Below are 16,254 nucleotides of genomic sequence, written 5' to 3' on the forward strand. Positions count from 1 at the left end.
CGCAGATTGGCGCAGCCGCTCTCCCTGCAGGACGCCTTGATTGGGCTGTCGCCCCAATTCATGTCCGGATGGGAGCGACGCCTATCGTTCAGGCAAGTAGAGCGCTAGTTCGGGCGGGCGCAACGGGGGCGCCGTCGCGACGCGCTTCCGCGACGTTCGCCTCAGATGCCGCGGAGGAAGTCGATCTTGCCGATCTCCACCCCGTTGTGGCGCAGGATCGCGTAGGCGGTGGTGACGTGGAAGTAGAAATTCGGGATCATGAAGCCGAACAGATACTGCTTGGCGGGGAAGGTCATGTCGTTGCCGGCGAGCTTCTGGGTGACGGTGCGATCCTCGGCCCCCGCGAACTTCTCCGTCGGCACGCTCTCCAGGAAGGCGATAGTCTTGGCGAGGCGGTCCTTCAGGTCCGCCACGGTCTTGTCCTCGTCGGGGAGCCTTGGGATGTCCATTTGGGCCAGGCGCGCCGCGCCGCCCCTCGCTGTTTCCGTGGCGCGATGGATCTGGGTCGAGAAGGGCAGCATGTCGATGGCCAACCGGCTGCCCATGAGGACGCTCGGGTCCACCTTCTTGCCCTCGGCGTAGGCCATTGCCTTGTCGAGGATGGCGTCGAGATTCTTCAGCGCGCGCACCATGCCGGGAACGGCGGCCTCGTACATGGACAGGGACAAAGCAAACCTCCAAATAGAGTGACCCACCTGCTCAGTTTACGATTTGATAGCGTGGCATTGCGCGCTGCATTTACTATGGCGATCATACTATGGCGATCGCCATAGTGCTGTCAAGCGAGGCGTGGTATTTTACGACATGGCCCGCAAAACTGACGCCCGCGCTCGCGCGATTGCCACCGCCGAACGGCTATTTCGCATCCAAGGCTACGCTGCGACTGGACTGAGCCAGATCATTGAAGAAAGCGGCTCGCCTAAAGGATCGTTTTACTTTCACTTTCCGCGCGGCAAAACCCAACTGGCAGAGGAAACGATCGATCTTTATCTCGCGAATAGAGCTGCGGCGTTCCGGCATATCTCAGCGAGTACGACAGGCGATGCTCCGAATTTTTTTAATCAGATTTTTGCGGCAATCGCGGCCGAAATGATTGCCTCCGACTTCCAGTATGGATGTCTCATGCAAAATCTGGTGAGTGAGATGTCCGTGCTGGACGCTGAGCTGACCAAACGGGTCGCAAGCGGATTTGTCGAGTTGACCGGAATTATTGCAGAGCATCTCCGGGGGTGCGGTTTCGCTCCCGCGCGCGCATCCTCCAGCGCAGCCGCATTGGTCGCCGCCATCGAAGGCGCACGAACGATTGCCCGTGTCGAACGTGCGCCGGCTATATTTGAGGCGCTGGCGGATATCTTCTGCCAAAGGGGCCTGTGATCTTCCTCCGAGGAAGTGGACGAGTTTAGCTCGTGGATCGGCGCCGCCTCGTCCTGCGCATGACGTAAACCGGCTATTGGCCCGTTGCCGCAAGCTGCAGGCTCCATCCGTAGGTCTGCTCGCCGGGATCAAGCGGACACGAGTCGGCCCGAGCGTGATCGCCGCTCGTGACCCGTTGCCGAAGACCGCATGGCTCATCCGTCGGTCGGCTCGCTGAGATTAACCGGACATGGCTCGGCCTGAGCCGGCTCGCTTGTGGCCCTCAGCTGAACAACGAAAGGGCCGCCGCTATGTCGGCTGTCGGCTGTCCGCGGTAGAGCGGGCGTTGTGCGATGGCTGCGTTGACGGGTGCTCCTGACCAAAGCGGACAGCCGCGAGCCCCACACAGGGTCCCCGTCATGAGCCTGAAATGACCATCGCCAGTGCACACCCGACGAGGGTCTTCTAAAAACAAGGCCGGCTTTGAGCCGGCCTTGGGTCCCCTGCTGTTCGGAAGCTTAGTACCTCGCCACCACGGGGCCGCCCCAGCGGTAGTTCAGGCGAACGGTTGCGACATCGACGTCCTGACGGATCCGGTCAACCGTCGAGGCCAGGCCAGCGGCGTTCGTCAACGTCAAGGTATGGTCGCCCATGAACAAGTGGTCGTACTCAACGGCGACCGACCAGTTCGGAGTGAACCCGTATTCTAGTCCGACTCCAGCGACGCCACCCCAGCGCGTGTCGCTAGCCGAGTCGAACACCGCACCCGTTGCAACTACGCGGTGTTCGTAACGATTATCGGTGACGGCCGCGCCGCCCTTTACGTAGAGCAGCACGTTGTTCCAAGTGTAACCAACTTGGCCGGTGAACAGACCAAAGCCGCGCACGCTGGTGCGTTGGGTCGCATCTCCGGGCACCAGGATGAACTGATCGCTCACACGCGAGCCGGTGAAATCAGCCCAGTTGCCCTGCGCTTCCAAGCCAAACACCCAGCTAGCGGCCTGCCAGCGATACCCGATCTGACCACCAACCGTGCCGCCGCTAACGTTGTTACAGCCCTCAGGTGCCACCGCTCCACCGGGCACAAGAATGTCCCAGCAGCTGCGAGTCCAGCCGCCGCCGCCGTTCACGCCGAGGTAGAAGCCGCTCCAATTGTAAGCCGCAACTTCCATGGGCGGGGCCTTGGTGTAAGGACGTGCCGCGAGATCCGCAGCGTTAGCAGTTGCCGATGCCGCCAGCGCTGCAACCAGTCCAAGCGCACCAAACGCAAATTTCTTCATGTTAAATTCTCCCACCCGGGCCGCGAACGCCTTCGGACCTACCTGGAGTGTACGTGGAGTCACGCCCATTGGCTGTAGCGGTCAAGCCACACTCGCCAGCTCCCGGTCCTGACCTCAAGCGCGCTTGCAGGACTCATCCAGGTAGGAGTCAAAGCATGCTCCAATTGTCGCACTGGGAACGTTTCGCAGGTGGAACCGCCGGGACAGATTGTTGCAACCCACACATCTGTATCAATCAGCTGTATCAATCAGCGCTCGTAATTACCCGGATCATGTTCTCCGCCGAGCATGGGGCACAAATGAAAATATTTTTCGTTGCTGCAGCTATTTTGATCCCAACAGCTTCGTATGCAGCAGACATGGCGGTCAAAGCACCACCCCCGTCCGCGGTCTACAACTGGACCGGTTTCTACATCGGCGGTTTCGTGGGCGGCACCGGTGCCGACCGCAACGCTTCGGCGAGTGAGCCCCTAAGCGCGGCTGGCCGCTATGACGGCCCGAACCGTTTAGACACAAGTTACGGCCTTGGCAGCAGCTTCATTGGAGGCGGCACTGTCGGCTACAACTGGCAGAAGCATGGCAGTAATCTCGTGCTCGGTATCGAAGGCGAAGCCGGCTACATTCACTTGAGCGGGTCGAGGCAGGACGTCAACGCCGTTCTCAACGGCATTGGACTTCCCGACAGCGTCAACTCCACTCGATTGGGCGATGCCTATGGCGTGATCGCCGGCCGGGTGGACCGCTAATCTCGGCATACAACGGAGCTACACTAACTCCGGTATGACCACCCCAATCCGTTGCCACTCCCGTCCTCCTTACCAACAGATCCGGGCGTTCACGTCGCCTTCCGAGAGTAAAGCAGACGCGATGCCTTTTCGACGGCGCGGCTAGAGCGGCTTGATCGCCACGCCTTCACTTCCGGCCGCCTTGATCCGCGCAATGACCCGTTCGATGGCGCGATCATCGTTGCGCGTTGGCGTGGACCCATGGTGCTGCCGTCGCGGACGATGGCGACATGGCCTTTCCCGAAGATTAAATCGCCGCGCAGCAAGCGGTTTCGCTTACGCCCGCTAATCGCATTGATCTATGCGGCGCGTTCCTGGTCGGATCGTTGCTCGGCCGTGGTCGCTGTTTCTTCCAACTTCTTTTCGTAATTGCCCGCGAGCCTCTCAATACTATCCGCCCACATTCTCAGCATTGAGACCTGAAAGCGGATCATCGGCTTCAACGCATTCATGCCGATTGCTGTCGCTGCGGCGACGCGCCTTTGCGGGTCGTTCGCGATACGGTTTGGAGTAGCGGTCTGGTCTGTCATGGTTGCTCGCTCCTTCTGTGTTGGACCTAAAGTCACCTCTCGGGTTGTGAATTGCGTGCTTCCAAGCACTCGGCAAAAACTTGATCGGCCGCGAGTTGGGCACGTTGGTCGTCATGCAATTCATCCAGTTTCTTCAAGTAGGCGACCGCGGCCATTTGCATGAGATTGAAATCGTCTTCGCCGGTATCGCGAAGATTGGCGATGTAGCGGTAGAGGGCGAAACGCCTGTCGTCATTCTCGCTGACGCCGTTGTGGAGCAGCAAGTAGTTCCGCCAAGCGAACGCACACGCGCCTTCTCTGGCTTGAGAACTCATGGGCACCTCCCAACTGCCAGAGAAAGACTGACGGCGCGTTTCGTTCCGCAAATCTCCGAGTTGTAACGTTGTTCCGTAGCTGCGCTGCGAGGTGCCTATCAGCTGGGGCGGGTTGCCTTTCGAGTGACGGGTTGCGCCAATGATCGTGCATGTGTTCCCATCGGGGAAACGGACGAGACTTCAGGCTATCTGCGCTGGAGTGTCAAAGCCGGCTTCGCGCCAACGATCTTCCCCTTATTCCACGGTACGCGCTCGGCGAGGCCCCCATTGGAGCTTGGGACATCGGGTCATGGTGACTTCCTCAATTGATGAGGCCAGTCATTCTCGGGCGAGCAACCTTCTCAACCTACGTCCGCCTGCAAACAATTGAAAGTGAACTTTGCTTCAATTGGATCATCTGGAGGGACGAAAATGACCGATTGCGGCCATCACCAAACGCCGCTCATATGTCGCGCATCCGTCCCATCAGGTAACTTCGCTCGACAGCATCCACCTCTAGGATGAGGAGCTGCTGTCGAATTAGTTCAGCATGCGCGACCACATCGTGCCAACCCGGGTCGTTCAGGATCGCGAGATGGTCATAGTCATTCGTCGCTCTGTAGGAAACGAGCGCCTCGTGAAGTGAGGCCAATAACTCGAATTCTTTGGAGGTTAGATGTCCAAGGTCCGCCCCAAATTGGAGCTGATCGACGTCAGGATATGAGCAACAAAACTCTACGTACGACCAGTGCGGACTGCTGGTTGGCGGCGTGAGCCACGTTCGATGCTGGTACTCTATATCCGCGATCTCATAGACGGAGCCGAACCATTGGCGTCGAAAGTCTACCAACTCCTCAGAATTGATGCCTGCCAATTTCGATACCCCGCATCTACGTTCCATCCGCGCGACTGTCGTTAACACCAGATGGATTTCGTCACTTTATCAGACGGAGCTGGCGATGTCGCTTCGCCCAAAGCAGACACGGACCACGGCGCCTTCAATGTCGCCTTCCGGGAGTAAGGCAGATGCGACGCATTTCGACGACGCGGCTAGAGCCGCTTGATTGCGATGATCTCGCTGCCGGCCGCCTTGATCCGCGCGATGGCCGGCTCGATCGGCTCGATCACCGTTGCCATGTGATGGGCGTTGGCATGAACTATCGTGCAGCCGTCGCGGACGATGGCGACATGGCCCTTCCAGAAGATCAGATCGCCGCGCAGCAAGTTGCTTCGCTTATGCGGCTCCAGCGCGCGACCGAGCCCAGCCTGTTGCATGTCGCTGTCGCGCGAGCAGCCGATGCCTGCGGCCGTCAGCGAGACCTGGACGAGGCCGGAGCAGTCGATGCCGAGGCTGCTCTTGCCGCCCCAGAGATAGGGCGTGCCGACGAAGCGCTCGGCGACCGCGACGTAGTCCGGCTCGCGATGGTCGAGCGTTGAGAGATGGGCTTTCGGCAGGAACAGACCTTCGCGCGTGACGGCAAAGCTGCTATCCTCGCGGGTGATCGTGAGCTTCGATCCCAGCGCCAGGGTGTCGGCCGGCGGCAGCTTGATCGACGGACCGGGAAAGGCAAGCGTCCGCAGCGCGCTGACCCTGTGTGTCGGTGCGGCCGCAGGCTTCGTCAGCGCGGCGTCCGGCAGCCAGCCAACATAGCCGTCGCCACCGAGCTGGCCCCAGGCCCAGCCCTCGCCGTTGCGGTCGTAGATCGTCACGCGCTCGCCGCGCAACGCTTCGGTCATCAGCATCGCGTTCGAGGACGGCTGCTCGCGGACCGGCGCGATCGGTGCGACCACCTCGAACTCCTCGCCGGTGACGAAGCGATCGGCCTTCACCTTGCCTTCGAGATATTTCGCGGCGAGGTCGCCCCGCGCCGCTGTCAGCCGCGGGTCATGCATAGCGTTCGCTCAGCAATGCGTAGATGGCGCGTGCGGCCTGGCACTCGCCACCCTCGGGACGCGCGGGTTTTGCCGACGGCGTCCAGCCATAGATGTCGACATGCAACCAGCTTCTGGCCTGTTCGACGAAGCGTTGCAGGAATAGGGCGCAGGTGATCGAGCCGGCAAAGCCGCCGGACGGCGCGTTGGTGATGGTGGCGGTCTTGGAGTCCAGCCACGCATCGTAAGGCGGCCACAGCGGCATGCGCCACATCGGATCGTTCTCCTTCGCCGCGCAGCGCGCGACGTCGGCGGCAAGCGTCTCATCATTGGTGTAAAAGGGCGGTAAATCAGGTCCCAGCGCGACGCGCGCGGCGCCGGTTAGCGTGCCCAGATCGATCAGCAGCTCGGGCGTCTCCTCATCGGCCAGCGCCAGCGCATCGGCGAGCACCAGACGGCCTTCCGCGTCGGTATTGCCGATCTCGACCGTGATGCCCTTGCGCGACGTAAAAATGTCGAGCGGGCGGAAGGCATTGCCGGCGACCGCGTTCTCCACCGCCGGAATCAGCACGCGCAGCCGCACCTTCAGCTTCGCGTCCATCACCATGCGCGCCAGCGCCAGCACGTTGGCAGCGCCGCCCATGTCCTTTTTCATGATCAGCATGCCGCTCGACGGCTTCAGATCGAGCCCGCCGGTGTCGAAGCAGACGCCCTTGCCGACCAGCGTGACCTTGGGATGGGAGGGGTCGCCCCAGACGATGTCGATCAGCCGCGGCGCGCGGTCTGAGGCCATGCCGACGGCGTAGATCAGCGGAAAATTCGCCTTCAAATCCTCGCCGATGGTGTAGGTGAAGCTTGCGCCGAACTCGGCGGCAAGGTCTTGCGCGGCGGCCGCCAGCTCTGCCGGGCCCATGTCGTTCGAGGGCGTATTGATGAGATCGCGTGCCAGCATCGCGGCATCCGCCATGCGGTTGATTTCGACCGGGTCGACGCCCTCCGGCGGCACCAGCCGGACATTGGGGCTATCAGCCTTGCGGTAGCGCGCAAAACGGTAGCTGCCGAGCGCGAAGGCGAGGGCCGCCAGTCGTGCATCGTGCGGTGCATTGGCAAAGCGGTAGGTGCCCGGCGGCAGCAGGCCGGGCAGGGCGCCGGGCCGGAACGGATCACGCGATCTGGCGCCGTCGTCCTCAAGCCCGAACAGCACTTGCGCGATCGCGCCGTCGGGCGCGGGCAGCGCGAGATAGCCGCCTGGTTTGGCGGCGAAGGCGCTTGCCGTGGCGAACTGGCGCTGCGCCGGCGGCAGCGTCTCGGCGACCTGATCCCAGCTCGACTTCGTGACGAAGGTGATCGGGATGGCGGTCGAGGAGGTCGCGAAGACGGAAGGCATTGGCGGGTCCGGCTCGTCAGATCAAACGGGTCATTCGGTCGGAGGAGACTTCGCAGAGATTTGTCGTGGCTGCAATCGGCTTTGCGGTCACCACGCAGTGAGCCGCTACTCGCAAGGAAGACGCCATGCTAGGTTCCGGCAGCTTTGGCCAGGCGCGCAGAGAACGCCGGTCATCGCAGACGAAGCGCCGGGAGGAATTGCAATGGAATTTGTGTGGAGTGTGGTCACATTCATTGGCCAGGCCATCGAGGCGGTTTTTGGCTATGTCGAGCATCATCATTGGGTCTTCGCATTCCTTGCCGGCGGCTATGTCTTCTACCTCCACGACCGTTCGGTTCACGCGCGGTTCGATGCGCTCGACAAGCGCATCGATGAAATCCGCAAGCGTCTCGCCGTCGAATATTGATCGGGCCGGGCGAAACATTGTGCGAGCTGATCACGTATCTTCGTTGAGAACCCTGGAGCCCTTTCCGTTCCGATGGATCGCAACGGGGCTCTAGATTCTTGTTTTGACGCATTTTCATTACGCGAACCGGTATCCACTTCGCTGGAAGACGCTCTAGTTCACGAGAGCAATTGTTGCGGGGCTTTACTAGCGCCACGGTTGTGGCATTATTGGCGAATATTTTAAGTTGTGCGGTGCGCGTCTGCACGTATCGAGCGCAAGATCGCTGCTGGATTCGGTTGATGCCAATCTGAACCTCTTCGTTGAAGCCATTTCTCTCAATCGTTTGGCGACGCAGCATTCGCAATCAGCGGCGCAACATGGATAGATCGTTTGTCATTGCGCAGATATCCGACCTGCATCTGGACGGGTCAGGCCGGCTGCTTGCCACGATCGAGACCCTCACCGGCGCGCTGCGCGAGCGGATGGCGGGCTTCGCGGATGTGTCCGACCGCATCCTGCTGATCACGGGCGACCTCGTGGACGACCCGACACCGCGAGCGCTCGACGAAGCGCTCGCGGTCATCGCGTCGCTCCGGCAGACCGGCCTGTTCACCGATATCCAGGCGGTGGCCGGCAATCACGATGTCAAGCGTCCGAGCCAGCGCGGCGGCCGGCACGACGCCTACGATTATCTGCACCTGCCGCGGACCTCGAGGAGCATCTATTACCGCCAGGCCGGCCTCGACCTGGTGCTGCTCGATTCCAACAGTGCAAGCCTGACGACACTTGCCAGCGGCAATATCGACGAGCGGGCCTACAATGCGATGGTCGCGCATTCTGCCCGGCTGAGCGTCGAGCTCGCGGGCAGCATTGGCTCGGCCGGACGCGCCGATTATTCCGAGCCCGCGGAAAATCTGGTGCGTGTGCTGGCGCTGCATCATCATCCGCTGCCGCAGGCGACCGGCGAGGGCAAGCGGTTTCTCGGCGTCCCCGACGAGCCGCTGATGTATCTCGCCGCGCCGGCGACCTTTCTCGAAGCGGCCACCTCGCTCAACGTCAATCTGGTCCTGCACGGGCACCGGCATGTCGAGGGGCTCACCCGGTATTCGATCCCCGATCCCCGCGCGCCCCGGAGCGGCGGCGAGGATTTCTGGCGCACGATCTATGTGCTCTCCTGTCCGTCGTCCACCGGGCAGGGGGGCGACGCCGCCGGCTTCAACATCATCCATTTCGGCCCGACCTCTGATGCCGAGCGGCCCGAATATGGGTTCGCAATCGCGCGCTATTCGCGGCCGCGCAACGATGGCGGCTTCAGGCCGCTCGATTCGAATCTGCCGGATGGACTCATCAGCCTCCCGGTGGGGCGAGATTTGTCCCGCGATCCTGCCGTCCAGTCGGCGATCGAGATCGCCTCATGCGCGTCGCTGAAGCGAGATCAGGTCCTGCGGCTCGTCCGTCGGCTGCTGTCGCGCCGCGCATTCTACGATGACAGCGGGCAGAGCTGGGCGGACAATCTCTACAGCTATCTCGTCACCTCTCATGCCTGGGCCGATCTCGACGGCAGATTCGCAAGGTCGGCACAGTGGCCCGACGCCGCGGCACTGGCAGAAGTGAGGGCGCTGCTTCGCCAGCTGATCGGACAATCCTCCCAAATGCTGGGCATCGACCGCGCCACGCTCGACGAACTTCGTGCCGATCGCCTGGTCAATCGTGACGATCTCCTGCGTCGATGGCCAATGCCGCCGTGTGACGGCGACGATGTTCAGGGGCGGGTGCGACAGCGGCTGCAATTGCTGCGGGACCTGAACGATCAGGTGAAGCTGCTCGGCCTCGATCTAGGCCTGGGCGGCGCGATATCGCCGGAAGGCCGCGGACTCCCGCGTTAACCGGCCATTAGGGTTAACAGTCTATTGCTGGCGCGTTCGGCTCGATCAATCGGCTCGAGAGTCAAAGCGTCATGCGTCAACGGTTCCGTCCTGCCCGGCTTCTTGCCTCCGCCTCGCTGATCGCGCTGGTGGCCGCGAGCCTCGGCGGCTGCACGGCAATGTCAAAGCTCTCCGACGTCACCGGCTCGATCGGTCCGAAGGCGGAAGCCGCCCCGGCCGATCCTGCCCAAGCCGCCGAGGCCTACGGCGAGCGCTACCGTGCCAATCCCAAGGACGCCGCCGCGGCGCTGGCCTATGGCCAGGCCCTGCGCGCCAACGGCCAGCGCGCCCAGGCCGCCGCCGTGCTCGAGCAGGCGACCCTCGCCAATCCCGGCTACAAGCCGCTGCTTGCCCAATACGGCCGCGCGCTCGCCGACAACGGCAATTTCCAGCAGGCCTTCGACGTGCTGTCGAAGGCGCATTCGCCGGACAATCCGGACTGGCGCCTGCTCTCGGTGCAGGGCACCACGCTCGACCAGATGGGCCGTCACGACGAGGCGCGCGCCTATTATGCGAGCGCGCTGAAGATCGCCCCCGGCGATCCCGGCGTGCTCTCCAATCTCGGCCTGTCCTACATGCTGACGAAGCAGCTACCGAAAGCCGAGGAAGCGCTGCGGCAGGCTTACGCTTCGCCGCGCGCAAGCGCCCGGGTGCGGCAGAACCTCGCTTTGGTGGTCGGCCTCCAGGGTCGCTTTGCCGAGGCCGAAACCATCGTCAGGGCCGACCTGCCTCCGGACCAGGCCGAGGCCAATGTCGCCTATCTCAAGGACATGCTGAACCGCAACGATGGCTCGCGCGGCGCCCCGAAGCGGACGCCGGTCGCCTCGCTCAGCCAGTCCGACTGATCCATCGCCGCTTGCGCCATCGCGCGCATTTCCATCGGCGCTTCAGACGCTTTCCACGATCCACACCGACGCGAGCCAGCATTGCCCGGCTACTGTGCATGGGGTTGTTTTCGCGCTTTTTGTCGTGGGGGTCCGATCCCGCCGCGCCTCAATGCAGCTCGGAGATCTTGATGCCGGTCGGCCCGAGAATGACGACGAACAGCACCGGCAGGAAGAACAGGATCATCGGCACCGTCAGCTTCGGCGGCAGCGCCGCGGCCTTCTTCTCGGCCTCGTTCATGCGCATGTCGCGGTTTTCCTGCGCCATGACGCGCAGGGATTGGCCGAGCGGGGTGCCGTAGCGTTCCGCCTGCTGAAGCGCCAGACACACTGATTTGACGCCTTCGAGCCCGGTGCGCCTCGCCAGGTTTTCGTACGCCACTTTGCGGTCCTGCAAATAGGACAGCTCGGCGGTGGTCAGGGTGAATTCCTCCGACAGCGCGATGGACTGCCCCACGATTTCTGTGGCGACCTTGCGGAACGCCATTTCCACCGACATGCCGGATTCGATGCAGATCAGCAGCAGGTCGAGCGCATCCGGAAAGGCGCGCTTGATCGAGAGCTGGCGCTTCGAGATCCTGTTCCTGAGGAACAGCATTGGTGCCTGGAGGCCGGCATAGGCCGCGCCGACGCAGATACCGATCTTGATCGGCATCGGACGGTCCATATGGGCAATCAGGAACACGTACGCGATCGAGCCGACGAACAGCACGAGCGGGGCCACCATGCGGGCGAACAGGAACGTGACGTAAGGGGCATGACCGCGGTAGCCCGCCATGATCAGCTTGTCGCGCGCGGCCTCCTGCGCCAGCCATTTGGTGAGGTTGAAGTCCTCGACGACCCTGGAGACCAGCTGCTTCGGCGTCTGGCGCAGCGAGACCTTCTCGCTCTTGTTGAGGCGTTCGCGCTCGCGCTGCCGGATCCGCTCCCGCTCGCTCGCCACCGCCTTCATGCGCTTGGAGAGGCCTTCGCCGGCAAACAGCGGCATCACCAGCGTATACACGGTGGCGCTGGCGGCGATGGCCGCCAGCAACATGGTCATGAAGTGGACGTCGTGCAGCTTCGTGATGAGCAAATCAACCATACGGCACCATCAAAAATCGAAGTTGATCATCTTCTTCATCACCATGATGCCGATCGACATCCAGACGACGCAGCCGACCAGCATCAGCTGGCCGGTGGGATGGGTCCACAGCAGCGAGATGTAGCCGGGCGTCGTCAGGTAGACGAGGAACATCACGATCGGCGGCAGTGAGCCGATGATGCCGGCCGAGGCCTTGGCCTCCATCGACATCGCCTGGATCTTTTCCTTCATCTTCTTGCGATCGCGCAGTACCTTGGAGAGGTTGCCCAACGCTTCGGAGAGGTTGCCACCCGACTTCTGCTGGATCGACACCACGATGCCGAAGAAGTTGGCTTCCGGCAGCGGCATGCGATCGTAGAGCCGCGTGCAGGCTTCGCCGAGCGGCATGCCGATCGCTTGCGTTTCGATGATCTGGAGGAACTCGCTGCGCAGCGGCTCCGGCGCGTCGGCGGCGACGACCTTGATGGATTCGAACAGCGGCAGGCCGGCCTTGATGCCGCGCACGATGACGTCGACGGCGTCGGGCAGCGCTTTCAGGAACTGGTTTTCGCGGCGCTTCTTCAGGAAACCCAATGCCCAGCGGGGTAGGCCGAAGCCTCCGGCAAAGGCGAGACCGGCAGCGCCAAGCAGACCGCCGCCGCCGAACAGCGCGCCGAAGAAGAACAGGCCCGCCACGACGGCGGACACGATCCAGAATTTCTGCGGCGTCCAGTCGAGCCCGGCCTGCGACAAGCGGATGTGAAGCGGAACGCTCTTCTCCTGCGCGCGCCTCGCCTCGAGATCCTTGAGCGAGCTCTCGACCTGCTCACGGCGTGATCGCTGGCTCTTCTCGGCCTGCTTGGCCGCGGGCGCATCGGCGCGCGAGATTGAGGCGCGGCGGCCTTCGGCCTTCCGTTCGCCGGACAGCAGCGGATAGAGGAAGACCCAGGCGAGGCCGCCGACGGCGGCGGTGGCGAGGAAGGCGAGGGCGAGGACCTGCATGTTCATGGTTGCGCTGACCTGCTCACGTCGTCGGTGCCACTTCCGCGGCGTCGAGCGCAGCGGCAAGGCGTTTCTCTTCGCCGTAATAGCGCGCCCGTTCCCAGAATTTCGGTCGGCCGATGCCGGTGGAGCGGTGCTTGCCGATGATCTTGCCGTTGGCGTCTTCGCCGACCAGGTCGTAGAGGAAGACGTCCTGGGTGATGATGGTATCGCCCTCCATGCCCATCACCTCGGTGATGTGGGTGATGCGGCGCGAGCCATCGCGCAGGCGCGCGGCCTGGACGATGACGTCGATCGAGGCGCAGATCATCTCGCGAATGGTGCGCGAGGGCAGCGAAAAGCCGCCCATGGTGATCATCGATTCGCAGCGCGACAATGCTTCGCGGGGATTGTTGGCGTGCAGCGTCCCCATCGAGCCGTCGTGGCCGGTGTTCATGGCCTGCAGCAGGTCGAAGGCCTCGGGTCCGCGGACTTCGCCGACGATGATGCGTTCGGGACGCATACGCAGGCAGTTTCGCACCAGCTCGCGCATGGTGACCTGGCCTTCGCCCTCGATGTTGGGCGGGCGGGTTTCGAGCCGCACCACGTGAGGCTGCTGGAGCTGGAGTTCGGCCGCGTCTTCGCAGGTGATGACGCGCTCGTCGTGCTCGATGTAGTTGGTCAGACAGTTGAGCAGGGTGGTCTTGCCCGAGCCGGTACCGCCGGAGATCAGCACGTTGCATCGGACGCGGCCGATGATCTGGAGGATTTCCGCGCCTTCTGGCGAGATCGCGCCGAACTTGACCAGCTGGTCCAGCGTCAGCTTGTCCTTCTTGAATTTGCGGATGGTGAGCGCAGGACCGTCGATCGCGAGCGGCGGCACGATGGCGTTGACGCGGGAGCCATCGGCGAGGCGTGCGTCGCAGATCGGCGAGGATTCGTCGACGCGCCGGCCGACCTGGCTGACGATGCGTTGGCAGATATTGAGAAGCTGCTGGTTGTCGCGGAACCGAATCCCGGTTTTTTGGATCTTGCCGTTGACTTCGATGAAAACGGTGCCAGCCCCGTTCACCATGATGTCGGCGATGTCGTCGCGGGCGAGCAGCGGCTCCAGCGGGCCATAGCCGAGCACGTCGTTGCAGATGTCGTCCAGCAGCTCTTCCTGCTCGGCGATCGACATCACGATGTTCTTGATCGCGATGATCTCGTTGACGATGTCGCGGATTTCCTCGCGCGCGGACTCGGAATCGAGCTTGGCGAGCTGGGCGAGGTCGATGGCCTCGATCAGCGCGCCGAAGATGGTCGCCTTGACCTCGTAATAATTGTCCGAGCGGCGGGTCTCCATGGCCGGAGCGGGCCGCGAGGGGGCTAGCGGCGGCGAGGCAACGGCCGGCGGGGGCGGCGCGCGCGACACCGTCGGCGCCGGAGCCGAGGCAGGCTCTGGCGACACGGCACCGGGCTTGGGAGCCCGAGGGTCGGTGTCTGTTCCGCTACGCTTACCGAACACTTAACAACTCCATGCGGCGACCTATTTTCCCCGCAACTTGTCAATCAGCGGTGAAAGCAAGGACGACTTTTGTTTCTTCGTCTCGCTGCGGCCGGTCAGGCGTTGGGCGATCTGGAGGAACATCTCGATCGATTTGTGGTTGGCGGAGATCTCCGCGATCATCTGGCCGTTGTTGGCGGCCGCGCCGAAGATCTGCGGCTCGAACGGGATCGAGACGACCGGCTGGCTCTCGATCGCCTTGGCGAATTCGGTCGCGGCGATCTCCGGGCGCTTGGGAATGCCGACCTGGTTGAGGCAGTACAGCGGGGGCCGATCATTGGGGCGCGCGGCCTTCAGGAGATCGAACAGGTTCTTGGTGTTGCGCAGATTGGCGAGATCAGGGGCGGCCACGATCAAAATGTCGTCGGCGCCGATCAGGGCGCGCTTGGTCCAGCCCGACCATTGATGCGGGATGTCGAGCACGATGCAGGGCATGGTGGCGCGCAGCGTGTCGAATACTGAGTCGAAGGCGTCGGTACCGAAATCATAGACCCGGTCGAGCGTCGCCGGCGCCGCCAGCAAGCTGAGATGGTCCGTACATTTCGACAGCAGGCGGTCAATGAAGGCAGTGTCGACGCGATCGGGCGAGAACACAGCGTCCGCGATGCCCTGCGGCGGGTCCTGGTTGTAGTCGAGCCCGGCGGTGCCGAAGGCGAGGTCGAGATCGGCGACCACTGCGTCCATCGCGAGGTCTCGCGCGATCGCCCAAGCGACGTTGTGGGAAACGGTGGAGGCGCCGACGCCGCCCTTGGCGCCGACCACGGCGACGATACGGCCGACCGCCTTGGCTTCCGGCGCCGAGAACAAATTGCAGATCGAGCGCACGACGTCGATTGCGCCGACCGGCCCGAGCACGTAGTCGCTGACGCCGCGGCGCACCAGTTCGCGATAGAGCATGACGTCGTTGATGCGGCCGATCACGACCACGCGGGTGCCGGCATCACAGACCGTGGCGAGCTGGTCGAGCCCGGTCAACAAATCGTTGCGGGCGTCGCTCTCGAGCACGATCACGTTCGGCGTAGGTGCCGAGCGATAGGCTTCGATTGCAGCCGCCATGCCGCCCATCTGGATCTTCAGATGAGCCTTGCCGAGACGGCGATCCTCGCCGGCCGATTGCACGGCGGCGGCGGTCTCCACGGTTTCGCAGAAAGCCTGGACCGAGACACGCGGCGCGGGCGCAATATGCTCCTCGACCGGCGACGGGGCCTCCGGCTGCTCTTCCTGAGTCTGGCGCGCGTAGCTGATCATTTGCCGGTGTCGCTGAGTTTGGCCTTTTCGGCCTCGGGATAGATGATCGCCGTCGGCGTCCCCTTGCGGTATTTCTCGAACAGGGTGATGCGCCGCGCCGTATAGCTCGGAGTTTCAGGCCGCGGCTGCTCGAGGTCCGACGGATTGTCGACCATGGCCGCAAGGTTGCGCTGATAGGCGCAACCGAAATTGTAGTAGTCCTTGTTCTCGAACCAGCTCTTGTTCTTTATCGAAGGGCCGAGATCCTCCGGCCACAGGCCGCAGGGGCCCGCGACCGCGGCGATCCTAGAATAGGTCATCCGGATCGGCGGCAGGAAACGTTTGTCTTCCGGCTGGTAGGGACGGGCGATGATGCCGCGCGGGGGAACGCCCGCCGCCGCCAGCATCGCCTGAATCTCATGCATCGATTCCGCGACCGGACGCGCATTCGGCGTTCCAGACGGCACGTCGATGTGAATGGCGCCGGTGCCCTCGTGCAGCCAGGTCGATGCCAAGCCCATCACGTCGGCGCGCTGGGCTGCGGTCAAGCCGCCACGGGCGTGACCGACGAACACGACGATCGAGCGGTTCTGTTCCTCGATCGCGATCGGGTGACGCTTCTTGTAATCGTCGGGAATGGAAGCGGTGGCCACCTCGTCGTGCTGGCAGCCACCGAGCGCAAGCGCAATACCGACGAGCACGCCGGCGAGGTGGCGGGTCTGGGGTCGTGTTGTGGTCAT

Annotated in this window: 16 protein-coding genes; 5 read left to right on the forward strand and 11 right to left on the reverse strand. The window is 63.0% G+C overall.

Going from position 1 to position 16,254, the window contains the following annotated elements; translation table 11 throughout:
• Nucleotides 1-161 precede the first annotated feature (161 nt).
• Complete coding sequence (locus JJE66_RS14330; RefSeq protein WP_200514883.1) at nt 162-668, reverse strand: DUF1993 family protein; 507 nt, start codon at nt 666-668, stop codon at nt 162-164.
• Between the two features lie 136 nt (nt 669-804).
• Here JJE66_RS14330 and JJE66_RS14335 point away from each other — a divergent pair, with 136 nt between their 5' ends.
• Nucleotides 805-1,374, forward strand: a complete 570-nt coding sequence (locus tag JJE66_RS14335) for a TetR/AcrR family transcriptional regulator (RefSeq protein WP_200515364.1) — start codon at nt 805-807, stop codon at nt 1,372-1,374.
• Between the two features lie 497 nt (nt 1,375-1,871).
• On the opposite strand, the gene JJE66_RS14340 is transcribed toward JJE66_RS14335, so the two are convergent.
• Nucleotides 1,872-2,633, reverse strand: a complete 762-nt coding sequence (locus JJE66_RS14340; RefSeq protein ID WP_200514884.1) for an outer membrane protein — start codon at nt 2,631-2,633, stop codon at nt 1,872-1,874.
• A 155-nt stretch (nt 2,634-2,788) separates the two neighbouring features.
• On the opposite strand from JJE66_RS14340, the gene JJE66_RS14345 reads away from it, so the two are divergent.
• Complete coding sequence (locus tag JJE66_RS14345; RefSeq protein WP_200514885.1) at nt 2,789-3,379, forward strand: outer membrane protein; 591 nt, start codon at nt 2,789-2,791, stop codon at nt 3,377-3,379.
• Between the two features lie 338 nt (nt 3,380-3,717).
• On the opposite strand, the gene JJE66_RS14350 is transcribed toward JJE66_RS14345, so the two are convergent.
• The 4 genes from JJE66_RS14350 to JJE66_RS14365 all read right to left on the reverse strand — a co-directional run bounded on the left by JJE66_RS14350 (nt 3,718) and on the right by JJE66_RS14365 (nt 7,500).
• Nucleotides 3,718-3,948 (reverse strand): hypothetical protein, encoded by a 231-nt coding sequence (locus tag JJE66_RS14350; RefSeq protein WP_200514886.1) that lies wholly within the window; start codon nt 3,946-3,948, stop codon nt 3,718-3,720.
• A gap of 32 nt (nt 3,949-3,980) precedes the next feature.
• Nucleotides 3,981-4,262, reverse strand: a complete 282-nt coding sequence (locus JJE66_RS14355; RefSeq protein WP_200514887.1) for a hypothetical protein — start codon at nt 4,260-4,262, stop codon at nt 3,981-3,983.
• Between the two features lie 1,029 nt (nt 4,263-5,291).
• Nucleotides 5,292-6,134 carry a C40 family peptidase gene (locus tag JJE66_RS14360; protein WP_200514888.1) on the reverse strand — a complete coding sequence of 281 codons (843 nt, stop codon included), beginning with the start codon at nt 6,132-6,134 and terminating at the stop codon, nt 5,292-5,294.
• Complete coding sequence (locus JJE66_RS14365; RefSeq protein ID WP_200514889.1) at nt 6,127-7,500, reverse strand: M17 family metallopeptidase; 1,374 nt, start codon at nt 7,498-7,500, stop codon at nt 6,127-6,129. The genes JJE66_RS14360 and JJE66_RS14365 overlap by 8 nt, the downstream gene beginning before the upstream one ends.
• 202 nt (nt 7,501-7,702) lie before the next feature.
• On the opposite strand from JJE66_RS14365, the gene JJE66_RS14370 reads away from it, so the two are divergent.
• From JJE66_RS14370 to JJE66_RS14380, 3 genes are all read left to right on the forward strand, one after another.
• Nucleotides 7,703-7,906 (forward strand): hypothetical protein, encoded by a 204-nt coding sequence (locus JJE66_RS14370; RefSeq protein WP_200514890.1) that lies wholly within the window; start codon nt 7,703-7,705, stop codon nt 7,904-7,906.
• A 359-nt stretch (nt 7,907-8,265) separates the two neighbouring features.
• Nucleotides 8,266-9,774, forward strand: coding sequence for a metallophosphoesterase (locus tag JJE66_RS14375; RefSeq protein WP_200514891.1), 1,509 nt, complete (start codon nt 8,266-8,268; stop codon nt 9,772-9,774).
• 71 nt (nt 9,775-9,845) lie between these two features.
• Nucleotides 9,846-10,658: a tetratricopeptide repeat protein gene (locus JJE66_RS14380; protein ID WP_200514892.1), complete on the forward strand. Its 813-nt coding sequence runs from the start codon at nt 9,846-9,848 to the stop codon at nt 10,656-10,658.
• 148 nt (nt 10,659-10,806) lie between these two features.
• On the opposite strand, the gene JJE66_RS14385 is transcribed toward JJE66_RS14380, so the two are convergent.
• From JJE66_RS14385 to JJE66_RS14405, 5 genes are read right to left on the reverse strand one after another with little or no spacing between them, the layout of a single operon-like run.
• Nucleotides 10,807-11,781, reverse strand: coding sequence for a type II secretion system F family protein (locus JJE66_RS14385; protein WP_200514893.1), 975 nt, complete (start codon nt 11,779-11,781; stop codon nt 10,807-10,809).
• 9 nt (nt 11,782-11,790) lie between these two features.
• Nucleotides 11,791-12,768 (reverse strand): type II secretion system F family protein, encoded by a 978-nt coding sequence (locus JJE66_RS14390; RefSeq protein WP_200514894.1) that lies wholly within the window; start codon nt 12,766-12,768, stop codon nt 11,791-11,793.
• A 16-nt stretch (nt 12,769-12,784) separates the two neighbouring features.
• Entirely contained in the window at nt 12,785-14,248 is a 1,464-nt protein-coding gene (locus JJE66_RS14395) for a CpaF family protein (RefSeq protein WP_200514895.1), read from the reverse strand.
• A 21-nt stretch (nt 14,249-14,269) separates the two neighbouring features.
• Nucleotides 14,270-15,535 (reverse strand): AAA family ATPase, encoded by a 1,266-nt coding sequence (locus JJE66_RS14400; protein WP_200514896.1) that lies wholly within the window; start codon nt 15,533-15,535, stop codon nt 14,270-14,272.
• Nucleotides 15,532-16,254 (reverse strand): CpaD family pilus assembly protein, encoded by a 723-nt coding sequence (locus JJE66_RS14405; protein WP_200514897.1) that lies wholly within the window; start codon nt 16,252-16,254, stop codon nt 15,532-15,534. The genes JJE66_RS14400 and JJE66_RS14405 overlap by 4 nt, the downstream gene beginning before the upstream one ends.

The organism is Bradyrhizobium diazoefficiens, from assembly GCF_016612535.1.
Taxonomy (GTDB): Bacteria; Pseudomonadota; Alphaproteobacteria; order Rhizobiales; family Xanthobacteraceae; genus Bradyrhizobium; species Bradyrhizobium diazoefficiens_C.

Bases quoted from the DNA above. Each gene is read 5' to 3' on its own strand.
- JJE66_RS14335 (WP_200515364.1), top strand. From the start codon at position 805: ATGGCCCGCAAAACTGACGCCCGCGCTCGCGCGATTGCCACCGCCGAA.
- JJE66_RS14340 (WP_200514884.1), bottom strand. From the start codon at position 2,633: ATGAAGAAATTTGCGTTTGGTGCGCTTGGACTGGTTGCAGCGCTGGCG.
- JJE66_RS14345 (WP_200514885.1), top strand. From the start codon at position 2,789: ATGCTCCAATTGTCGCACTGGGAACGTTTCGCAGGTGGAACCGCCGGG.
- JJE66_RS14350 (WP_200514886.1), bottom strand. From the start codon at position 3,948: ATGACAGACCAGACCGCTACTCCAAACCGTATCGCGAACGACCCGCAA.
- JJE66_RS14355 (WP_200514887.1), bottom strand. From the start codon at position 4,262: ATGAGTTCTCAAGCCAGAGAAGGCGCGTGTGCGTTCGCTTGGCGGAAC.
- JJE66_RS14360 (WP_200514888.1), bottom strand. From the start codon at position 6,134: ATGCATGACCCGCGGCTGACAGCGGCGCGGGGCGACCTCGCCGCGAAA.
- JJE66_RS14365 (WP_200514889.1), bottom strand. From the start codon at position 7,500: ATGCCTTCCGTCTTCGCGACCTCCTCGACCGCCATCCCGATCACCTTC.
- JJE66_RS14370 (WP_200514890.1), top strand. From the start codon at position 7,703: ATGGAATTTGTGTGGAGTGTGGTCACATTCATTGGCCAGGCCATCGAG.
- JJE66_RS14375 (WP_200514891.1), top strand. From the start codon at position 8,266: ATGGATAGATCGTTTGTCATTGCGCAGATATCCGACCTGCATCTGGAC.
- JJE66_RS14380 (WP_200514892.1), top strand. From the start codon at position 9,846: ATGCGTCAACGGTTCCGTCCTGCCCGGCTTCTTGCCTCCGCCTCGCTG.
- JJE66_RS14385 (WP_200514893.1), bottom strand. From the start codon at position 11,781: ATGGTTGATTTGCTCATCACGAAGCTGCACGACGTCCACTTCATGACC.
- JJE66_RS14390 (WP_200514894.1), bottom strand. From the start codon at position 12,768: ATGAACATGCAGGTCCTCGCCCTCGCCTTCCTCGCCACCGCCGCCGTC.
- JJE66_RS14400 (WP_200514896.1), bottom strand. From the start codon at position 15,535: ATGATCAGCTACGCGCGCCAGACTCAGGAAGAGCAGCCGGAGGCCCCG.
- JJE66_RS14405 (WP_200514897.1), bottom strand. From the start codon at position 16,254: ATGACCACAACACGACCCCAGACCCGCCACCTCGCCGGCGTGCTCGTC.